Origin of the sequence: Blautia sp. HCP3S3_H10_2 (genome assembly GCF_052122375.1) — a bacterium.
Lineage (GTDB): Bacteria > Bacillota > Clostridia > Lachnospirales > Lachnospiraceae > Blautia_A.
In genome coordinates this window covers 159,994-178,398 of the sequence record NZ_JBQKCL010000006.1, presented here as the reverse complement: position 1 = coordinate 178,398, position 18,405 = coordinate 159,994, and the positions used below count along the sequence as shown (strand labels likewise).

14 protein-coding genes and 1 pseudogene are annotated in these 18,405 nt (G+C 40.9%); 14 read left to right on the top strand and 1 reads right to left on the bottom strand.

The genetic code is table 11. From position 1 onward, the window contains the following. Positions 1-66 precede the first annotated feature (66 nt). Entirely contained in the window at positions 67-666 is a 600-nt protein-coding gene (locus tag ACTQWB_RS08665) for a helix-turn-helix transcriptional regulator (RefSeq protein ID WP_441501420.1), read from the bottom strand. A gap of 954 nt (positions 667-1,620) precedes the next feature. Between ACTQWB_RS08665 and ACTQWB_RS08660 the strand changes: the two are divergent. The 14 genes and pseudogenes from ACTQWB_RS08660 to ACTQWB_RS08595 all read left to right on the top strand — a co-directional run bounded on the left by ACTQWB_RS08660 (position 1,621) and on the right by ACTQWB_RS08595 (position 18,376). After that, positions 1,621-2,355, top strand: a pseudogene (locus tag ACTQWB_RS08660) (PD-(D/E)XK nuclease family transposase). A 236-nt stretch (positions 2,356-2,591) separates the two neighbouring features. Next, entirely contained in the window at positions 2,592-3,545 is a 954-nt protein-coding gene (locus ACTQWB_RS08655; protein WP_441501421.1) for an aldo/keto reductase, read from the top strand. Positions 3,546-3,593: 48 nt separating this feature from the next. Beyond that, positions 3,594-4,469 carry a Gfo/Idh/MocA family protein gene (locus ACTQWB_RS08650; RefSeq protein ID WP_441501422.1) on the top strand — a complete coding sequence of 292 codons (876 nt, stop codon included), beginning with the start codon at positions 3,594-3,596 and terminating at the stop codon, positions 4,467-4,469. Between the two features lie 119 nt (positions 4,470-4,588). Then, positions 4,589-5,614, top strand: a complete 1,026-nt coding sequence (locus ACTQWB_RS08645) for a LacI family DNA-binding transcriptional regulator (protein WP_441501423.1) — start codon at positions 4,589-4,591, stop codon at positions 5,612-5,614. A 235-nt stretch (positions 5,615-5,849) separates the two neighbouring features. Beyond that, entirely contained in the window at positions 5,850-7,703 is a 1,854-nt protein-coding gene (locus ACTQWB_RS08640; RefSeq protein WP_441501424.1) for a glycoside hydrolase family 2 protein, read from the top strand. Positions 7,704-7,817: 114 nt separating this feature from the next. Continuing rightward, entirely contained in the window at positions 7,818-9,344 is a 1,527-nt protein-coding gene (locus ACTQWB_RS08635) for a putative DNA modification/repair radical SAM protein (RefSeq protein WP_441501552.1), read from the top strand. Between the two features lie 99 nt (positions 9,345-9,443). Continuing rightward, complete coding sequence (locus tag ACTQWB_RS08630; RefSeq protein WP_441501425.1) at positions 9,444-10,214, top strand: TIGR03915 family putative DNA repair protein; 771 nt, start codon at positions 9,444-9,446, stop codon at positions 10,212-10,214. A 35-nt stretch (positions 10,215-10,249) separates the two neighbouring features. Continuing rightward, a complete protein-coding gene (locus ACTQWB_RS08625; RefSeq protein WP_441501426.1) occupies positions 10,250-11,221 on the top strand; it encodes an aldo/keto reductase in 972 nt (323 codons plus the stop codon). A 56-nt stretch (positions 11,222-11,277) separates the two neighbouring features. Beyond that, entirely contained in the window at positions 11,278-12,660 is a 1,383-nt protein-coding gene (locus ACTQWB_RS08620; protein WP_441501427.1) for a hypothetical protein, read from the top strand. A 125-nt stretch (positions 12,661-12,785) separates the two neighbouring features. Next, positions 12,786-13,844: a hypothetical protein gene (locus tag ACTQWB_RS08615; RefSeq protein WP_441501428.1), complete on the top strand. Its 1,059-nt coding sequence runs from the start codon at positions 12,786-12,788 to the stop codon at positions 13,842-13,844. A gap of 294 nt (positions 13,845-14,138) precedes the next feature. Continuing rightward, complete coding sequence (locus tag ACTQWB_RS08610) at positions 14,139-15,119, top strand: Rpn family recombination-promoting nuclease/putative transposase (protein ID WP_441501429.1); 981 nt, start codon at positions 14,139-14,141, stop codon at positions 15,117-15,119. 134 nt (positions 15,120-15,253) lie between these two features. Further along, positions 15,254-16,420 (top strand): sensor histidine kinase, encoded by a 1,167-nt coding sequence (locus ACTQWB_RS08605; RefSeq protein WP_441501430.1) that lies wholly within the window; start codon positions 15,254-15,256, stop codon positions 16,418-16,420. A 140-nt stretch (positions 16,421-16,560) separates the two neighbouring features. Beyond that, on the top strand, positions 16,561-17,328 hold the full coding sequence (locus ACTQWB_RS08600) for a response regulator (RefSeq protein ID WP_441501431.1): 768 nt from the start codon (positions 16,561-16,563) through the stop codon (positions 17,326-17,328). A 142-nt stretch (positions 17,329-17,470) separates the two neighbouring features. Then, positions 17,471-18,376 (top strand): DUF368 domain-containing protein, encoded by a 906-nt coding sequence (locus ACTQWB_RS08595; protein WP_441501432.1) that lies wholly within the window; start codon positions 17,471-17,473, stop codon positions 18,374-18,376. Positions 18,377-18,405: the final 29 nt, after the last annotated feature.

The window sequence follows — 18,405 nt, the reverse complement described above, 5'->3', positions numbered from 1 at the left end:
GGACATGTATACAGATCAGGATAAATATGATCTTTATATGTGGGATGAACAAGTCTGTTAGGTTATTTAAAATCCAACAGGCTTGTATTTTTTACGGTATGCGGCAGGTGACATACCGATGTATTTCTTGAATACAACGCCAAAATGGCTCTGTGACTGGAACTGAAAGTAGGAGGCAATCCTCATGATTTCAAAATCGGAATATTTCAGCATGTTTGCTGCTGCATGGACGCGCTCTCGCAATATATATTGCATGAGAGTGATGTTTTCATATTCTGGAAAGAGGCGCAGAAGATAATTTTTACTAATTCCCAGATGAGCTGCCAGAATTTCCGGTGTCAGCTCATTATTGAGATGATGCGAAATGTATGCTTTGCAGTTGCGGATGTGGAGTGACTGGTCCTGCCTGTCATTATTCTTCTTTGCCAGAGCAAAGAAACTCTCAAGAGCCTCCTGAAATATTTGCAGATATTCCTGTTCATTTCTGCATAAAGAAACTTTATATATCAAAATATCACTCAGAGAGTAAGCGTCATTTTGAGGAACGCCTCCTGCGATTGCTGCTCGGGTGAGAATCGTGATAAGAGAAACAGCAGCATATTCTTTATATTTTGAAGAAGTATTGGCAAACTTACCGCCGGAATAATTTTCAGATTTTTTCCACAAAGAATAAAATTTTTCTTCATCCGATGTTTGTAAGGCAGATATGATTTCCATTTCAAGTTCGTAAGGAGTGTGAGGAATATCCTTTTCGGAAGCAGAAAATGTATAGGACTGAAATGCAAACTCTTTTTGACCTTTGAAATTGTCGCTGTTTTTTTCGGAATGATCGGATGTGAAATAAAATACGGGGGGCGTCTCGGAAGAAAATTCGGGCACAGGAACGCCCAGCAGGAAGAATATGAGTGTCAGAGCATCGAAAGCCTGTTGAATAGAACCATGCTGGATCTTAAAGTCGATCTTCCGTTTAATCCTATGACTTCGTGCGTATTGAAACATCTGGTCAGAGAATAGTGTCTGGAGACAAAGAGGTCCTATCACACATACATATTCATCTCTTCGACCGACTGTATAAAAAATATTTGAAATGTCTGGTTCATGCAGATAACCTGTATTTTGTGACATCCTGAGGTAAAGATCCGGGTCCGTGTAAAAGGGATCCTGATCTTGTATATTGGCGTTGGAGCTATCCGGATAATCAGGATAGATAAGCTGGTTATTCTTATAAATATGGATTGGATAAAAGGTAACATTTTGAAATTTGTGGAGTATATTAAGTATTTCGTCTGATAAGGGTGGGAACATATGGAATCAATCCTTTTTGGTTATTTAGAGATAAAAATAATTATTATAGAGACAAAAGTATTTTAATAAAATTTTAAAATAAAGTCAATTAGATTATAAAAGAAGAACAGGAGAAATCAATAAAGTAGTAGATGCAATCAACTATGAGGAGTCAGTCACCGCTGTGCTTGAAAATAGAACACCGGTTGAATTTGAAAAAGTTCATCCACATGCGTTACGACATACCTTCTGCAGCCGCTGTTTTGAAAAAGGCCGTCCTTGGGCGTTGAGGAAGAGTAGAAGAATAAAATTCAAAAATCCTGGAGCGATGTGTTCATGCGAAATGTATTTAAAAAGCGGGAATGCACAGAATATGTTTTGCAGGTGATTATGTGAAAAAAGGATCTGCGAATTATTGATCAGGTTCTTCAGAAAGATTATAAGAATTTACAGGGACGTTCTGCAGTGCTGGATTGCGTAGCAAGAGATTCTGACGGAAAGTAGATGGACGTAGAAATTCAGCAGGACAATGAAGGGGCATCTCCAAAACGGGCAAGATATCACAGTGGACTGATGGATATGAATACATTAAATCCGGGACAGGATTTTGATGAGCTTCCGGAAGGTTATGTGATTTTTATTACCAGGGACGATGCACTGGGATATGGACTTCCAATTTATCATATAAACAGAAAAATCGAAGAGGTCAGTGAGAATTTCAAGGATGAGGCTCATATCATCTATGTAAATTCTAAGAAACAGGATGATACGGAACTTGGACGTCTGATGCATGATCTGCATTGTAAGAATGCAGGAGATATGCACAGCAAGATCCTGGCTGATCGAGTACACGAGTTAAAGGAAACACAGAAAGGGGTGGAATTCATGTGCCGTGAAATGGAACAGATTTACAGTGAAGGTATTGAAAGCGGTGAAATGCAAAAAGCAAAAGAAACAACAATTGCCCTTGCGGAGATGGGTTTACCTGCTGACAAGATTGCTAAAGCAGTTAAAATTGGTGTTGATATCGTGCAGAAATGGATTGATGAAAGCATGAGTGTTGCCCAATAAGAGATGAAAAGGTTTAATAACAGCTGTGGAATTTTTCTGCAGCTGTTTCTTTTTTTTTGCTTATTTTTATGGAAACGACTGTGAAAGCATCTTTTATCAATGGTAAAAACATGTAATTCCTTGACAAACTTTATTTTTCGAGCGTATACTAAGTTTACAATTAAAACGTTTTAATTTTGAGCTGCCATATGTTTATCAAATTATACAATTTTCAAAATGTGAGGAGGAGTCAGATAATGAAAAGCTTTCAATTTATTAACCTACCAGTTCCGGTATCACAAATGATTTACGGTACCGCGATTCGCCCTTTAATGGAGGGCGGAGATGCGGATGAAATTTTAGATCTGGTGTTAGAAAAGGGAATCACTACATTTGATACGGCAAGAAGCTACGGGTGCAGCGAGGAAGGACTTGGCAGATGGATCGAAAAACGTGGAATTCGCAATAAGGTAAATATTCTGACGAAAGGCTGCAATCCGGATCAGACAGGAATCAGATTTTCAAAAGAATCTTTGACGGAAGAACTGAATCAGTCACTACATTTCCTGAAAACAGATTATGTGGATATGTATTGCCTTCACAGAGATGATCCGACAGTGGATGTACAAGTTTTTATTGAAGTATTAAATGAGTTTCAGGCAGCAGGAAAAATACGAATTTTTGGAGCTTCCAACTGGAATTACAGAAGAATGGACGCAGCAAATGAATTTGCCTATGCACATAATCTAAGCGGTTTTTCATTTGGCAGTCCTGCTTTTTCGCTTGCGGAGGTTGTTCGTGATCCATGGGGCGGCAGCGTCCATTTATCAGGAAAAGATAATGCAGAAGCAAGGGAATGGTTTAGAAAAAATAAGATTCCGGTATTTGCATACTCGTCTTTCGCAAGAGGATTTTTTTCAGGAAAATACAGAACAGATATGGGTGAAAAAATCACGGAAGTATTACCATCATGGACCTGTGAGGAATATGTATGCGAGGAAAATATAGAACGGCTGCACAGAGCAGAAATACTTGCAAAAGAAAAAAATTCCAGCGTTAGTCAGATTAATCTTGCATGGATCCTGGCACAGCCTTTCTTGTGTTTTCCAATATTCAGTCCTTCCAGTCCGACGCATCTTCTGGAAAATCTGGAGGGTATGAATCTGAGGCTTTCAGAAAAAGAAATGCTCTGGCTGAATCTTGAAGATTGACGGGAAATTGGAGTTTATAAAAAATCAGAGTTTTATATGGAGAAAATCATGGACAGAGAATTTAAATGGGGAATCATGGGCAGCGGACGTATGGCAGGAGTCTTTTCCACAGCATTGTCAATACTGCCGGAAGCAAGGCTTTTTGCGGTTGCATCTCGAAATGCGCAAAAAGCACAGGTATTTGCCGAGAAATATGGATTTGAGAAAGCGTATGGCTCTTATGAAGAATTTCTTGCGGATCCCGAAATTGATGTAGTCTATATTGCAACACCAATCAGCCAGCATTATGACAATATTATGCAGTGCCTGAATGCCGGAAAACATGTGATTTGCGAAAAATGTCTGACTGTCAATGCCATACAGGCAGAAATGGTAATTTCCCTTGCAAGACAAAAAAAGTTATTTCTTATGGAAGCTATGTGGACAAAATGCCAGCCGGTATTTCGCGAGATAAAAAAATGGGTTGATCAGGGAAATTTGGGAAAGGTTCAAGCTGTAGATATTCGTTTTTATACGGCTGCCGGTGAAGGTCACCGCCTTTACAAAAAAGAAATTGCAGGAGGTGCATTTTTGGATCTTGGATTTTATCCGGTTAGTTATGCCTGTGCAATGTTGGGGGATGAACCTTCACGCGTGATTGATCATACGGTTATTGGTGAAAGCGGTGTGGATTATCTGGATTCTATTGTATTGGAATATCCGGATGGTGGATTTGCCCATCTTTCCTGCGGTCTTGGTTCTGAAAAGATGGTTTCCCTCTATCTGCTGGGGACGAAAGGAAGGATTACTATGCAGGAGGAATACTTTTTTCAGCACAGAAAGCAGAACTTCTTGATTTTGATAATCATGTTTTGGAATCAATTGAAGAACCATTTATTAAAAATGGATATGAATTTGAAGCACAGGAAGTTATGGATTGCTTGAAAAAAGGTCTTACTGAGAGTAAAATGGTTCCATTAGACAGTTCTCTGGCAGTTATACGGATATTGGATCAGTGCCGGGAAACTGCCGGATACCATTTTGATTTTGAGTAGGTGAGCACATTGGCAGATAAGAAGAAAGTTACAATGAAAGAAGTTGCGGCGGCAGCAGGCGTAACGATCGGTACAGTTTCTCATGTGATTAATGGAACTGCTTCGATTTCTGAAAAGACCAAAGAAGAAGTTTGGCGTGTGATCAAAGAGATGGGATATTCACCAAATCCTATGGCACAATATATGCGTTCCAAAAGAAGTCGGATTATTGGCCTTTTTGTCCCGGATCTGACAAACCATTTTTTTGCAAAAACGGCAAGTGTATTTACGCAGCTTGCGTACAAGAACGGATATACGGTTCTGATATTAGAAAATTCATATTCTCCCGAAAAAGAAAAACAGAATGTACAAATCCTGATTCGTAATTATGCGGAAGCCGCTGTGGTTCTTTGTGGCTTTTTAGACGATTCTCAGGCAGATAAGCTTCTGGAAAAAAATATTCGCATTGTTTATGCAGATTGTATGAGTAATCACAAAAATATTTCATATATCTGTTTTGATAATCATGTAGTTATGTCTCAGATTATTGCTTATGCCAGAAAGAAAGGATATTCATCTATTGGGTACTTCAGTGAACCGTTGATATTAAATAATCTGATTACCCGTTTTGACAGTTTTCAGGAAGCTTTGAAAGAGAATGGAATTCCTTACAGAGAAGATCATATCTTTTTATCTGAAAGACTGACCAAAGATCATCTGCGCAATGGTTACGCTTACATGAAAGAAATCCTTCAAACAAGTGATATTGCCCAGCTTCCTAAACTGTGGATTACATCTTCCGATCTATCTGCCATCGGTGCAATACGTGCACTGAAAGAGGCTGGAATTCGGATTCCTGAAGACATGGCAATTATTGGCTGGGATAATCTGGAAATATCCGAAAATATTTTTCCAAGTTTAACGACAGTTCACCAAGATCAGGCGGAACTTGGTGAAAAATCCTGGCAATTAATTTTTGGATTATTAAATAAGAAAAATCCAGAGAATATTATTTTGAATCAGAAAATCATATTCCGTCAGTCTTGTCCTATCTGAATTTCCAAGAATAACAGGGAGGGCAGAAGAAATTTATCATATCAGCATGATCGTCAAAATACGACATTGCCTGGAAACGGATTTCTCAGTATAATAAAAGGTAATTATATTAATCTGAAGGAAAAGTGAAGTTTATGCTGAATATCAGGAAATGGTTTTATAAATTATGAGAACAAAAATATCTTTAGCAACATCCTGATGGAAATTTACAGATACCACAGGGAATCTCTCTTTTGTGACATTGCCGCACACCTGGAATGCCAAGGACGGTCAGAATGGCGGGAATAATTACAGGCGTGGAACCTGTACCTACGCCACTACATTTACAGTTCCGGAATTTGATGCAGCCACCCAGCAGGTGTGGCTGCAATTTGATGGTGTCAATTCCAGCGCAGACGTCTGGCTGAATGGTCAGTCCATCTGTACCCATGATGGTGGATATTCCACATTCCGGATTCAAATTACTGATTTTCTTGAAACTGATAATCAGCTTATTGTTAAAGTAGACAACAGTACCAATGATCATGTTTACCCACAGAAAGCAGATTTCACCTTCTACGGTGGAATTTACCGGGATGTCACTCTTTTGATCGTCAGCAGGAATCACATTGCTCTTGGACATTTTGGCGATACTGGGGTAAAAATCAGTCCTTGCGTCAAAAATGGAACAGCAGAAGTGTCTGTTTCCACAACAATTGAAGGCGAAGGAACCGTTGAAGTGGAATTGCTGGATGTCAGCGGGGAGCAGGTTGGAAAGAAAGTGGGAGAGAATGTCACATTACGTCTCGAAAATCCGCATCTTTGGAATGGCGTCAAGGATCCATATCTTTATACCTGTGTTGTCCGTTTACTAAATAAGGGGAAAATTGAAGATGAAGTGCAGACGAAGGTTGGTATTCGCACTTTTTCGGTAGACTCTAAGAAGGGATTCTTTTTGAATGGGAAGTCCTATCCACTTCATGGAGTTTCCCGTCACCAGGACCGTAAGGGGCTGGGAAATGCGATTACCCATGAAATGCATGACGAAGATATGGCACTTATTCGGGAGATGGGGGCAAATACGATCCGGCTTTCCCATTATCAGCATGATCAGTACTTCTATGATCTTTGCGACAAATATGGTATGGTTGTCTGGGCTGAAATCCCTTATATTTCTGAACATCTGCCCAATGGTTGCGAAAATACCATCATTCAGATGAAAGAACTTCTTTATCAGAATTACAATCATCCCAGTATTATCTGCTGGGGAATCTCTAACGAAATTACGATTTCAACAAAAGATAAGGCAGGCATGTTGGCAAACCATCATGAGCTAAACGATCTGTGTCATAAAATAGACCCAACGCGTCTCACTACGCTGGCCTGTTATGCCATGTGCAGTCCATTTAATCCTGTGGCGCACATCACGGATATTGTCAGTTGGAACCTTTATCTTGGCTGGTATGTTCCCGGGCTGTTCCTGAATGACTTATGGCTGAATCTTTTTCATTGGATTTATCCGGAACGGGTATTGGGGTTCTCTGAATACGGCGCTGAAGGAATGCCGAATCTTCACAGTACACACCCTCATCGCGGTGACCAGACAGAAGAGTATCAGGTAAAGTATCACGAGTATATGCTGCGCTGCTTCGAACGTCATAAATGGCTTTGGGCGACCCATGTCTGGACGATGTATGATTTCGCATCCGATGCACGTGATCAGGGCGGCGAACCGGGAATGAATCATAAGGGTCTGGTTACCTTTGACAGAAAGACGCGAAAGGATAGCTTCTATCTTTATAAGGCGTGGTGGAGTGATGAAAAATTTGTTCACATCTGTTCTAAGCGTTTTATTGACCGGATAGAGAAGAAAATTAAAATAAAAATCTACTCCAATCAGAAGAAAGTCACTTTGTATGTTAATGGAAAAAAGTTTTCAGAACAAACAGGAGAACATATTTTCCAATTCTGTGTGCCGTTGAAAGGCAAAATTGAGGTTAAAGCTATCGCTGGAGAATGTATGGATACAGCAGGATTCCGTAAAGTTGATAGATTCAATTCTAGTTACCGGCTGGATAAAAATAATTCAAGCAGTACGAACTGGGTATAAGACGGGGGAAATTCTGTAGGCTGGCTTTTAAGTTATGCTGGATACATATCATTATACAAACAAATGTTCGAAAAAAGACTTGTAAAACAGAACACTTGTTTGTATAATGAAAATATGAACAGAGATATTATAGACAACAGATATACCACACAGGAGAAACTACAGATTCTGGCAGATGCGGCGAAATATGATGTTGCATGTACCTCAAGCGGATCAAGCCGCCGGGGAAAGAAAGGAGAACTGGGCAATGCAGAGGCATGTGGCATTTGTCACAGTTTTGCAGCAGATGGCAGATGTATTTCTTTGTTAAAAATATTGATGACGAATCATTGCGCTTACGATTGTAAATACTGCATCAATCGTGCCAGTAATGATGTGAAGCGTGCTACGTTTACACCAGAAGAAATCTGCGAACTGACGGTGGAATTTTATAAGCGGAACTATATAGAAGGTCTTTTCTTGAGTTCCGGAGTTTTGAAAAACCCCACTTATACTATGGAGAAGATGTGTGAAACATTGCTTCTTTTGCGTACCAGATATCATTTTAATGGATATATTCATGTGAAGACCATTCCTGGAGCTTCAGATGAGCTGCTTGCTGCAGCTGGTTACCTTGCAGACCGAATCAGTATTAATCTGGAGCTTCCTACAGAGGCCGGGCTTAAGACACTTGCACCGAATAAGACAATGGGTACCATCCTGAATCCAATGGGGAAAGTCCAGAATACCATTGCAGCACATCGCATGGCAATTGGTAAATCAGCATATATGGAAAGAAGCCGTGGAAATCAATATCTGAATAACGGTATTTTTTCAGAAGAATCAAAGCGATTATTTTCCAGAAAGCTGGATAATGCGAAGGCTGTAATGCAAACAGAAGATAAGAAAAGCCAGGATTTGTATTTTAATAAAAAGAATGAAAACCTGGATGGTCTGCTGACTTGGAATAATGCCTGTCAGCTGGCTCCACATGATATGTCCAGATTGAAGCGCAGTTTTGCGCCTGCAGGACAGAGTACCCAGATGATCATTGGCGCTACAGGCGAAAGTGATTATACCTTATTGAATACGACGCAGCAACTATATCAGGGCTTTGATCTGAAAAGGGTTTTTTATTCAGCATATATTCCTTTGAATGAAGATACAGCTTTGCCGAAGCCTGGAACACCAGCACCTCTTTTGCGGGAGCACAGGCTGTATCAGGCAGACTGGCTGCTTCGTTTTTATGGATTTCAGGTGGGGGAACTATTATCAGAAGACAGACCTAATTTCAATGAGCTGGTAGATCCCAAATGTGACTGGGCACTGAGACATCTGGAGCAGTTTCCGGTAGAAGTAGAGAAGGCAAGCTACGCTATGTTGCTGAGAGTGCCTGGAATCGGACCGAAATCCGCTGATCGCATCACTTATGCCAGACGTCATGGCAAGCTGGATTTTATCAGTCTGAAGAAAATGGGCGTTGTGTTAAAAAGAGCGCATTATTTTATCACCTGTGGAGGGAAGCAGATGTATCATACACCCATTGAAGAAGCTTATATTGTACGTCAGCTGACCAGTGCTGATCATGTGGAGATATGGAATGCCAGGCATGTTAATGAGACATTTACGCAGATGTCACTGGCTGATTTTGGAATTGGATGAAGCGGATACGTCACACTGACGAAATGGGTCGCATTATGGAGGCTGGCCATGAACCGTTACTGTTTTATATGGGAACAAGAATAGTCGGAGAGAAAAGCAATGAAGATATTTACTTGCCAGGACAGGCTTGAGGATATTATGACCTGTATTTATGATGCATGGGCGGAAGCTTTACGGATAGGACACGATCAGGTACAATTAAGAAAAGAACCTGTATTTCAGCAGACGATGTTTGATGAATATATTCATGTGGATAGAGACTGCGGGAAGGCTGAGAAGGTGATCCGTTCTATCCGCAGAGATATTTCAGAGGAAGCATATCTGGATGTATACTATGCCACGTTGGCTGTCCAGGAGGATGCATTGCAGATTATTTATAATTTTCTGCGGGTTGGCTTCGCGGTAGGAAAGACGGTGTTGGAACAATATTCCAATCCACATGTAATGCGGATGTTAGAGCTTCGTCGCAGGGTCAGCAATGAGAGTCATCATTTTCGGGAATTTGCCAGGTTTCAGTCAATGGATAATCAGGTTTATGTCAGTCACCTGGAACCCAAAAACGATGTGATCATGCTGGTGGGGAGACACTTTGCAGACCGCATGCCATCAGAATACTGGATGATCATTGACGATAACCGTAAGACTGCCTGTGTACACCCGAAAGATGGAAGCAATTATTTACGATATCTGACTGACAGCGAGTTTGAAACACTTAGGAAAACAGAAGACTATGAAGATTCGTACACTAAGATGTGGAGAACATTCTTTCAGGCGATTGCGATTAAAGAACGGGAGAATTACGTGTGCCAACGTAATTTATTTCCAATCTGGAAGCGGAAGCATGCAGTGGAATTTACGATTGGTAAATAGGCTCTGACAAATTTGAAAAGTAAGGAACATAAATTATGGAAAAAAATACATTCTACACAGACATTCCCTATGTAAACAAGAAAGTATCAAGAATTTTTGCAGGTACTGCATTTCCACTCATCCAGAATGGTAAGGATGGAACTGAAGTTTTTGAAGCAGCACTTGCCAATGGAATCAATGCGTTTGATACGGCCAGGAATTATATGCATGCGGAGCGCTCTCTTGGAAACTGGCTGGAAAAAAGCGGAAAAAGAGATGAAGTGGTAATCTTAAGCAAGTGCGCACATCCAGATATATTCGGCCGCAAGAGAGTAAATGAAAAAGCCATGCGAAAAGACCTGGAGAAGTCATTAAAAGAATTAAAGACAGATTATATTGATATCTATCTGCTTCACAGAGATGATCCGGAGACGGATGTGGCAGTACCAGTAGAGGTGTTTAATGCCATGCATTCTGAGGGCAAAATTGGCGCTTTCGGAGGTTCCAACTGGACGCATACCCGGATTGAGGAAGCCAATGAATATGCATACAAGCATAATCTGATTTCTTTTTCCGTATCCAGCCCTAACTTTGGCCTTGCACGACAGGCTCAGGATCCCTGGGGAGGCGGCTGTGTAACCATATCCGGTCCGGAGAATGAAGAAGCAAGAGCCTGGTATGAGAAGAACCAGATGCCTGTGATCGCGTATTCTTCTCTGGGAAGAGGACTTTTTTCCGGTAAAATGAAAAGTACAGATAAAGATCGTGTGCAGGATTTCCTGGATTCCCCTGCGGTAAAAGGATATGCATGCGAGGATAATTTTGAGCGGTTAAAAAGATGTGAGCTGTTGGCGGAAAAATATAATGTGACAGTGCCACAGATCGCAATGAGCTGGATTTTTGCCCAACCGATTAATACTTTTGCAGCTGCAAGTATGTCCAGAAATGAGAGAATGATAAAAAATGTGGAGGCATTTAATCTGGAAATTTCAACAGAAGAGGTTGCATATCTTGATTTAAGGTGCTAGAGTATTTAAAAAGAAATACAAAATCTAGACGATAAAGAGTATTGAGGGGCTTTTATATGAACATCGAAGAGGCAGTTTCTATTTTTAAAAATATCAGTGAGCGTTCAAAGAAGTATGAAGAAATGGGGAAGGCACTTCACAGTGCACTCTCCCCGGAAGAACGCCTGCAGCGTTTTCAGGAGCGCTCTGTAGTGACACTGGAATTCTACCAGAAAAACCAGCTTGAGCAAAAGCAGCTTTTGAGCTGGATGAAAGGGGAACTGGATACAAGCCCTTCAGATGAGGATTATGATGTTTTGCTTGAGTATACAAGAGCTTTGTATGTAAGCGCTTACGGCGATATGTTCCTGCTTCAGGAGCTGGTTCGTCTGCTTCTTCCACATTATGAAGAAAAGAAAGATTATGTACATCTGATCTTTTTATATTTATGTCTGGCATTTGTGAATCTTGAAGTTTCAAGGATTATTCACCAGGGCTATGGAGATGCTTCCATGGATTGTTATCGCAAACTGTTTGAACTGGCGAAACTGGTTGATCCCAAAGAGCGCCATCTGATCTATCGTGATCTGGCAGTTGCATATGCAAACGTTCTGATGGTTGAAAACTGTCTGCTTACCATTACCATGGACGAAGCCTATAGCTATTGGTTAGATGCAAAGGAACTTCGTAACAGTCCGGATTTTCTTGCTTATATGAAGCTGCCGGAGTCGGAGAGAAGCGTGGCTATTCTGGATCGTTTTATCGCACGGTTTGAAACAGAATCTTACAATATCTATCGAAATAACCATGTCAGTGCCACGCCACAAATGGTAGAATGGATGGAAGTGCGAAGCGAAGCGGAATTTAAGCGGGAAGCTGCGAAAGATAAGGAACTGCTTGAATGCTCCTCGGATCTTTTGATTACCCATATAGAATACCTGCTGGATCATAACAAGATTGCTCCAAGGGAGGCTCTTTCCACTTTGGATTCCTATGTGGATAAGCGTGCCCCGCTTTTGAAAACAAGAGAAGACGATATTATTTCCTTTTATACAACCTATACGGAAGAGATTCTTGTTCTTCTGCCGAAGGCAGGGCTTTCCGCACAAGAGCAGAAGCAGATTTTGCTGAAATATACAGATATTATCGAGTCTTTTATCCGCAAGTATACCCATGACAGGAATTTTGCATATTCGTTAAATAACGGACTCTGGGTGCTTGGATTCGAGCCGGAATTTTACCGTTATATTCCCTCTCCGGAAGAAAAAATTGAACGCCTGTACCGGTTTGTCGTTACCCGTCATCTGACTACTTATCTGCATTCCCAGATGGTAGCCTATTTTGCAGAAACGGTTCTTGACAGAGTACTTGATAGAAGACCGGAGCTTTTTGTAGGTTTTCATGGTCTTCGAAATGCAGAAGAGGTATTAAAGCAGAAGGATAAGCGAGTGTTATTGTAAAATATCAGATAAAATCTGCAGCAGTAGGAGTTAGTGTTGAGGGAAAATGTACTGCTGGACAGCAATTCGGAACATTTCAGGGAAGCGACACATGCAATGCAGCCAGAGATGATGCATTTACTGTAATGTATACAATACAGAAACTTGGCGACGTATATTCATCGCAGCCATCTTTGGAATTAAGTGAGGAACTTCCAAGCGGAACAACGATCATTATGCAGACAAATGGTGCGTATTGGTACAATAATCATCCGTCAGGAACAACAATCCAGTTATCTGATTTCAATAAAATGGGAGTTGCTGGAAGCTTTTCTTATAATTATGGGAAAAATCAAGAGTATCGCTTTGTTTTTGATTTTTCAAAAGCAGCAAGTGGAATATCTTCTGATTCTTTAAACGTAACCTTGGCGTATATGCATAAGGACACAGAATCAACCGATTCAGTCAAGGCTTCTGTGGCGATAAAGATGGAGGCGAAAGGAATATTTGGACTGAGGGGAACAGCAGAAAATCTCCAGATAACTGCACCGAACAATAATGGGGGCTGCAGATGGAATCGTAAAAATCTGATATTAAAAGTAAGTGCTGCAAGTGATACACAATTTCCGGCAGATGCAAAATTGATTATTAAAGAGAGCGATAAGACCTATACATACAGGAAAAATAATAACGATATATTTGTAGTCCCGCTTGGATGGGAACAGAGTGATATAGTGAGTCTGTCACTGGAGTCTGAACTGGCATCACAAAGAGGAAAAACGTATCCTGTAGAGGTAAAACTCTGCGTAGGGGATGCAGTTGAAACGGTTTCGGATCTGCCACAGGCAGCAGAATACGAAACAGAAGCGGTGATAAATGATCTTTCATTGAAAATTGCCGATACGCCAACTCCTTCGTTGAAAATCGCAGGAACACAGAAAATCCTGAAAATAACAGATAAACTAAAGCTAACCATAACAATGAAGGATATTCCTTCAGATAGTACTGTTCATGCAACGATTCAGCAGAAAGGAGTAAATGGCTATAGTGGTAACTTCCTGGATGCAAGCGTGATGCAGGGAGATAATGAATTTAGCCTTGGAGGAATCACTGCGGCTGGTAGTTATCAATTGCTTATAACCGTTACAAAGAATAATCAGAAATTGTTAACGGTACCATATTATTTCATCGTACAGGACAAATAACAGTTTCAGGAATGTGATAATTATAAGCCTTAAACGGTTATTAACGGTCCGAAAAAGAGAATCTCTGATGCACATTCATGTGTTAGAGATTCTCTTTTTACTCATCTGGGGTCTTGTGATATGTGATTCCAGAAATAATTAAATTTTTGTAAAACTTATTAAATAATATTTATTCTTTTAGAAAATCTTTTCCTTTAAAAAGACGGTGAGATATGTTATCTTATAGATATCATAAGAGTAACAGATATACATAAGCTCTTCTGAAAAAACAAAACATAGAAGGTGGTGAAATCCATGGGAAGAAAGGATATCATCACAAAAGAGTACATGGAGGACACAGAGGTATTTGCAGATGTGTTCAACCATATGATTTACCAGGGAGAAAAGGTTATTGAGCCTAAGAAACTGAAAGAACTGGATACAGCGAACGTGATTATACCCTATGGAGCAGATGGAACAGCGGTACCTTATCAAAAGTACCGGGATGTATTTAAGATTCTTAGTGCTATGGAAGATGAAAATGCAGTGTATCTGCTGTTGGGAGTGGAGAATCAGTCCAGAGTTCATTATGCAATGCCTGTGAAAAACATGGTATATGATTCCTTGGAATATGCTGCACAGGTACAGAAAGCAGAGTCTTCACATAGGAGAGCATTGAGGAAAAAGAATTCTGACGAGAAGAAGCCGGATTCTTCAGAATTTCTTTCTGGGTTTTACAGAGAGGACAGGTTGCTGCCAGTTATAACTGTGGTTGTGTATTTCGGAGCAGACGACTGGGTTGCTCCCAGATCATTGCATGAGATGTTAGTTGTTCAGGACGAAAAGATATTATCTTTGGTTCCAGACTATAGAATTAATCTGATTGCGCCAGGTGAAATGAGTGAAGAGGAGATAGAACATTTTACTTCTAGTTTTCGAGAAGTAATGCAGTTTATCAAATACTCGAAAGATACAAAGAAACTGAAAGAACTTGTGGAAACTAACGTAGCATTTAAAAGTATGGACATAAAAGCAACCAGAGTAATGGAGGAGATGACAGGAATGAGAATCGAACGGGAAGATGAGGAAGAAAAAGTGGATGTTTGTGCAGGAATTCTAGGGCTACAAGAAGAGGCAAGAACAGAGGGAATTACAAAAGGAATCCGGATTGGTGCAGAACGAGAACAAAGACTTACGAAATTTTTACTGAGAGATAATCGCATTGAGGATTTGAAACGGTCATTTGATGACGAAGCGTTTCGTAATAAGTTACTTAAAGAGTATGGAATAGATTAATGATGGGAGCGGTTGGGTGACGTTAATTTATAAATAATTTAGCACCCACTTAATCTTAATTTAACATTCCACATACCAGAAATTTAACAAAAACTATTATAATCCCCTTTCAGAAAGCGAAAGGGGATTTTTCTATGTCTGAAAAGGTTACAAGTGTGAGGAAAAGAATTTTTCTGTCTAACACAGTGATGGTACTGACAACACTGGTTCTTTTTTTGGCAATAAATCTTGTGATTGTAAAAATGTATGCGGAATCGGTGGAGGAAGAACTGTTCCTCTCTGTGCAGAATACGGAAAACATAGAGCAGGAGGGCGGCCTGGATGAAATTCTGGAAGGCTGGACCATTCACAGGGAGCAGTTCTTTCTTTATTTCGGATTAGATGGCCTTCTGTGTATCGGAGTGCTGCTTCTGGTCAGTCAGATTTTTACTGGGAGACTGACGGCACACATTATGGAGCCGTTAGATGCCCTGGGAGAAGGGGCTGGACGAATCCAGGAAAACGACCTGACTACACCGGTCGTTTGCAAAGGAGACCTGGAGTTTCAGAATGTATGCGCTTCCTTTAATGATATGCAGATTCATCTTCTGGAAGAGCGGGAGAAGAACCGGAAGTATGAGAAGGCGCGGACAGACATGATCGCTGGAATTTCCCATGATCTGCGCACACCCCTTACGGCGATTCGCGGTTCTGTGAAGGGAGTGCTGGATGGAGTAGCGGCCACACCACAGCTGCAGGAAAAATTTCTCCAGGCAGCGTACAAAAGGACAGAAGATATGGACGGACTTTTAAATCAGCTGTTTTATCTTTCCAGAATGGAAAGCGGCAATGTGCCTCTGGAATTAAAGAAAACAGAGCTGAATTCCTGGCTGGAAAATTATGTGGAAGAAAAGAGGACTGTTTTACAACCGGAAGCGGCAGTGCTGGAGACAAGACTTCTGGAGAAGGAAATCTGGGTGTATATTGATCAGGTGCAATTTACCCGTGTGATTGACAATCTGATCGGAAACAGCCTGAAATATGCGGAGGTCAGCCCTGTGCGAATCGAAATAGCCGTGACAAGGACAAAAGGTGGAATCTGTCTTTGCGTCAGGGATAATGGAGTGGGAATTGAAAAAGAGAAGCTTCCGAATGTGTTTGAGGAGTTCTACCGTGGAGATGAATCCAGAAATAAGAAAGAAGGAAACGGGCTTGGCCTTTATATTGTGAAATATCTGGTTCAGGCCATGGGTGGTAATGTGCGGGCCGAAAGTGATGAAGGCTTCCAGGTCTTGATCGACCTTCCATTATCCAAGGCATGATTTTTATAATAATCAGGAATGTTGAATTATGGTTTCGAACAGCTTTGATTATTTTGGAGGCTATAATGGCAGTGTTATGAAATAATAATATGTAAAATGTTGAAAAAAGTGGATATAAGAAGAGATTAAGGAAAAAGAAAATGAATCAGAAAATAGAAAATAAAACAGAAAGTAAAATAAAGTCCCAGGCCAGAATCCTCATCGTGGAGGATGACGAAGACATCAGCATGATCGAAGATGCGTATCTGCAGCTTGCTGGCTTTGATACAACGATCATTGCAGATGGCAATCAGGTAGCCGGTGAATTAGAGAAAAGGGATTATGACCTGGTCCTTCTGGATCTGATGCTCCCAGGGAAAAGTGGCTATGAGATCTGTAAGGAAATCCGGGAAAAGCTGGATATTCCGGTACTTATGGTCACTGCCCGTACAGAATCTGTGGATAAGATCCGGGGGCTGGGCCTGGGTGCAGATGACTACATTGCCAAACCCTTCGATCCGGCAGAGCTGGTCGCAAGGGTGAATGCAAATCTGCGGCAATATGAGAGACTAAAAGAGAAATTTTCCACAGAAGCTGCTTCTGGGGAAAAAGAAAGTGCAGATACAGGGGAAATCCGGATTCATGGGCTGCGCATCCTGACAAACAGCTGGAAAGTGTACAAAGGGGATAAAGAAATCCGTTTTCCCAACCGGGAATTCGAACTGCTGAAATTTTTTGCCCAGAACCCGAATATTGTGTTTTCCAAGGAGCAGCTGTTTGAGAAAATCTGGGGCTATGATTATATGGGAGACAGTGCCACTGTAATGGTACATATTAACCGAATCCGGGAAAAAATCGAAGATGATTATAAGAACCCGAAAATCCTGGAGACTGTGTGGGGCGCAGGGTATCGTATGAATAAAGAGTAATGAAAAATAACAAAAATAACATTTTTATAAAAGAGAGAGTCCAATTAATACATTGTTTATATTTCGTTTAGAAAGAACCCTCCTGTTTATTTAACTGTGATTGGTATGATTACTACAGTTAAATGAACAGGAGGTTTTTTTGATGTTAAAAGATGGTATTAATGGATTTTGTATGGCGCTGGCAGACAGTGTGCCAGGGGTATCAGGAGGAACAGTAGCGTTCATTATGGGATTTTATGATAATTTCATTGGCTCTATTGACGCTCTTGTATATGGAAAAATGGAGGAGAAGAAAGGGGCTCTTCGCTATCTGCTCCGCCTGGGACTGGGCTGGATCATTGGCATGGGGATGGCTGTGGTACTTTTGTCCTCTTTGTTTGAAAGTCATATTTACATGGTAAGTTCTCTGTTCCTTGGCTTTATAGCAGGAGCTATTCCGCTGATCATAATGGAAGAAAAAGAAAGCTTCCGGGAATTGGGAAAGGGAATTCTCTTTTGTATAGCAGGAATTGCTCTGGTTGCAGGAATTACCTTTGCAAATGGTAAGCTTGGAACATCCTCTATGGATCTTGGAGGCTTTTCCCTGGGACTTGGAATCCGGTTGTTTTTCATTGGAATGGCTGCAATTTCCGCCATGTTTCTTCCTGGAATTTCCGGATCTACATTGCTTCTGATCTTTGGAGCATACATTCCGGTGATCACAGCAATAAAAGGTGTCTTATCCCTGCAGCTTTCTTATATCCCGGCGCTGGCGTTCTTTGGCTGTGGTGTGGTGGCTGGAGCGGTAACAGTAGTAAAGCTGATCCGCATCTGCCTGGAAAAATTCCGCACACAGACGGTATATGCCATTCTTGGAATGATGATCGGTTCCTTTTATGCCATTGTAATGGGACCGACCACTTTAAAAACACCGCAGGCGGCAATGAATGTGAATAGTTTTCAGATCCTGGCTGCTATTGTGGGGGTACTTCTGGTTCTGGGAATGCAGATCATAAGGGATAAAAGAGTGGAAGGTAATGAAGCTTTTGTGAAAAAGAGTAAATGCTAATGAAAATGTGCAGGAAAAAATAACTGATA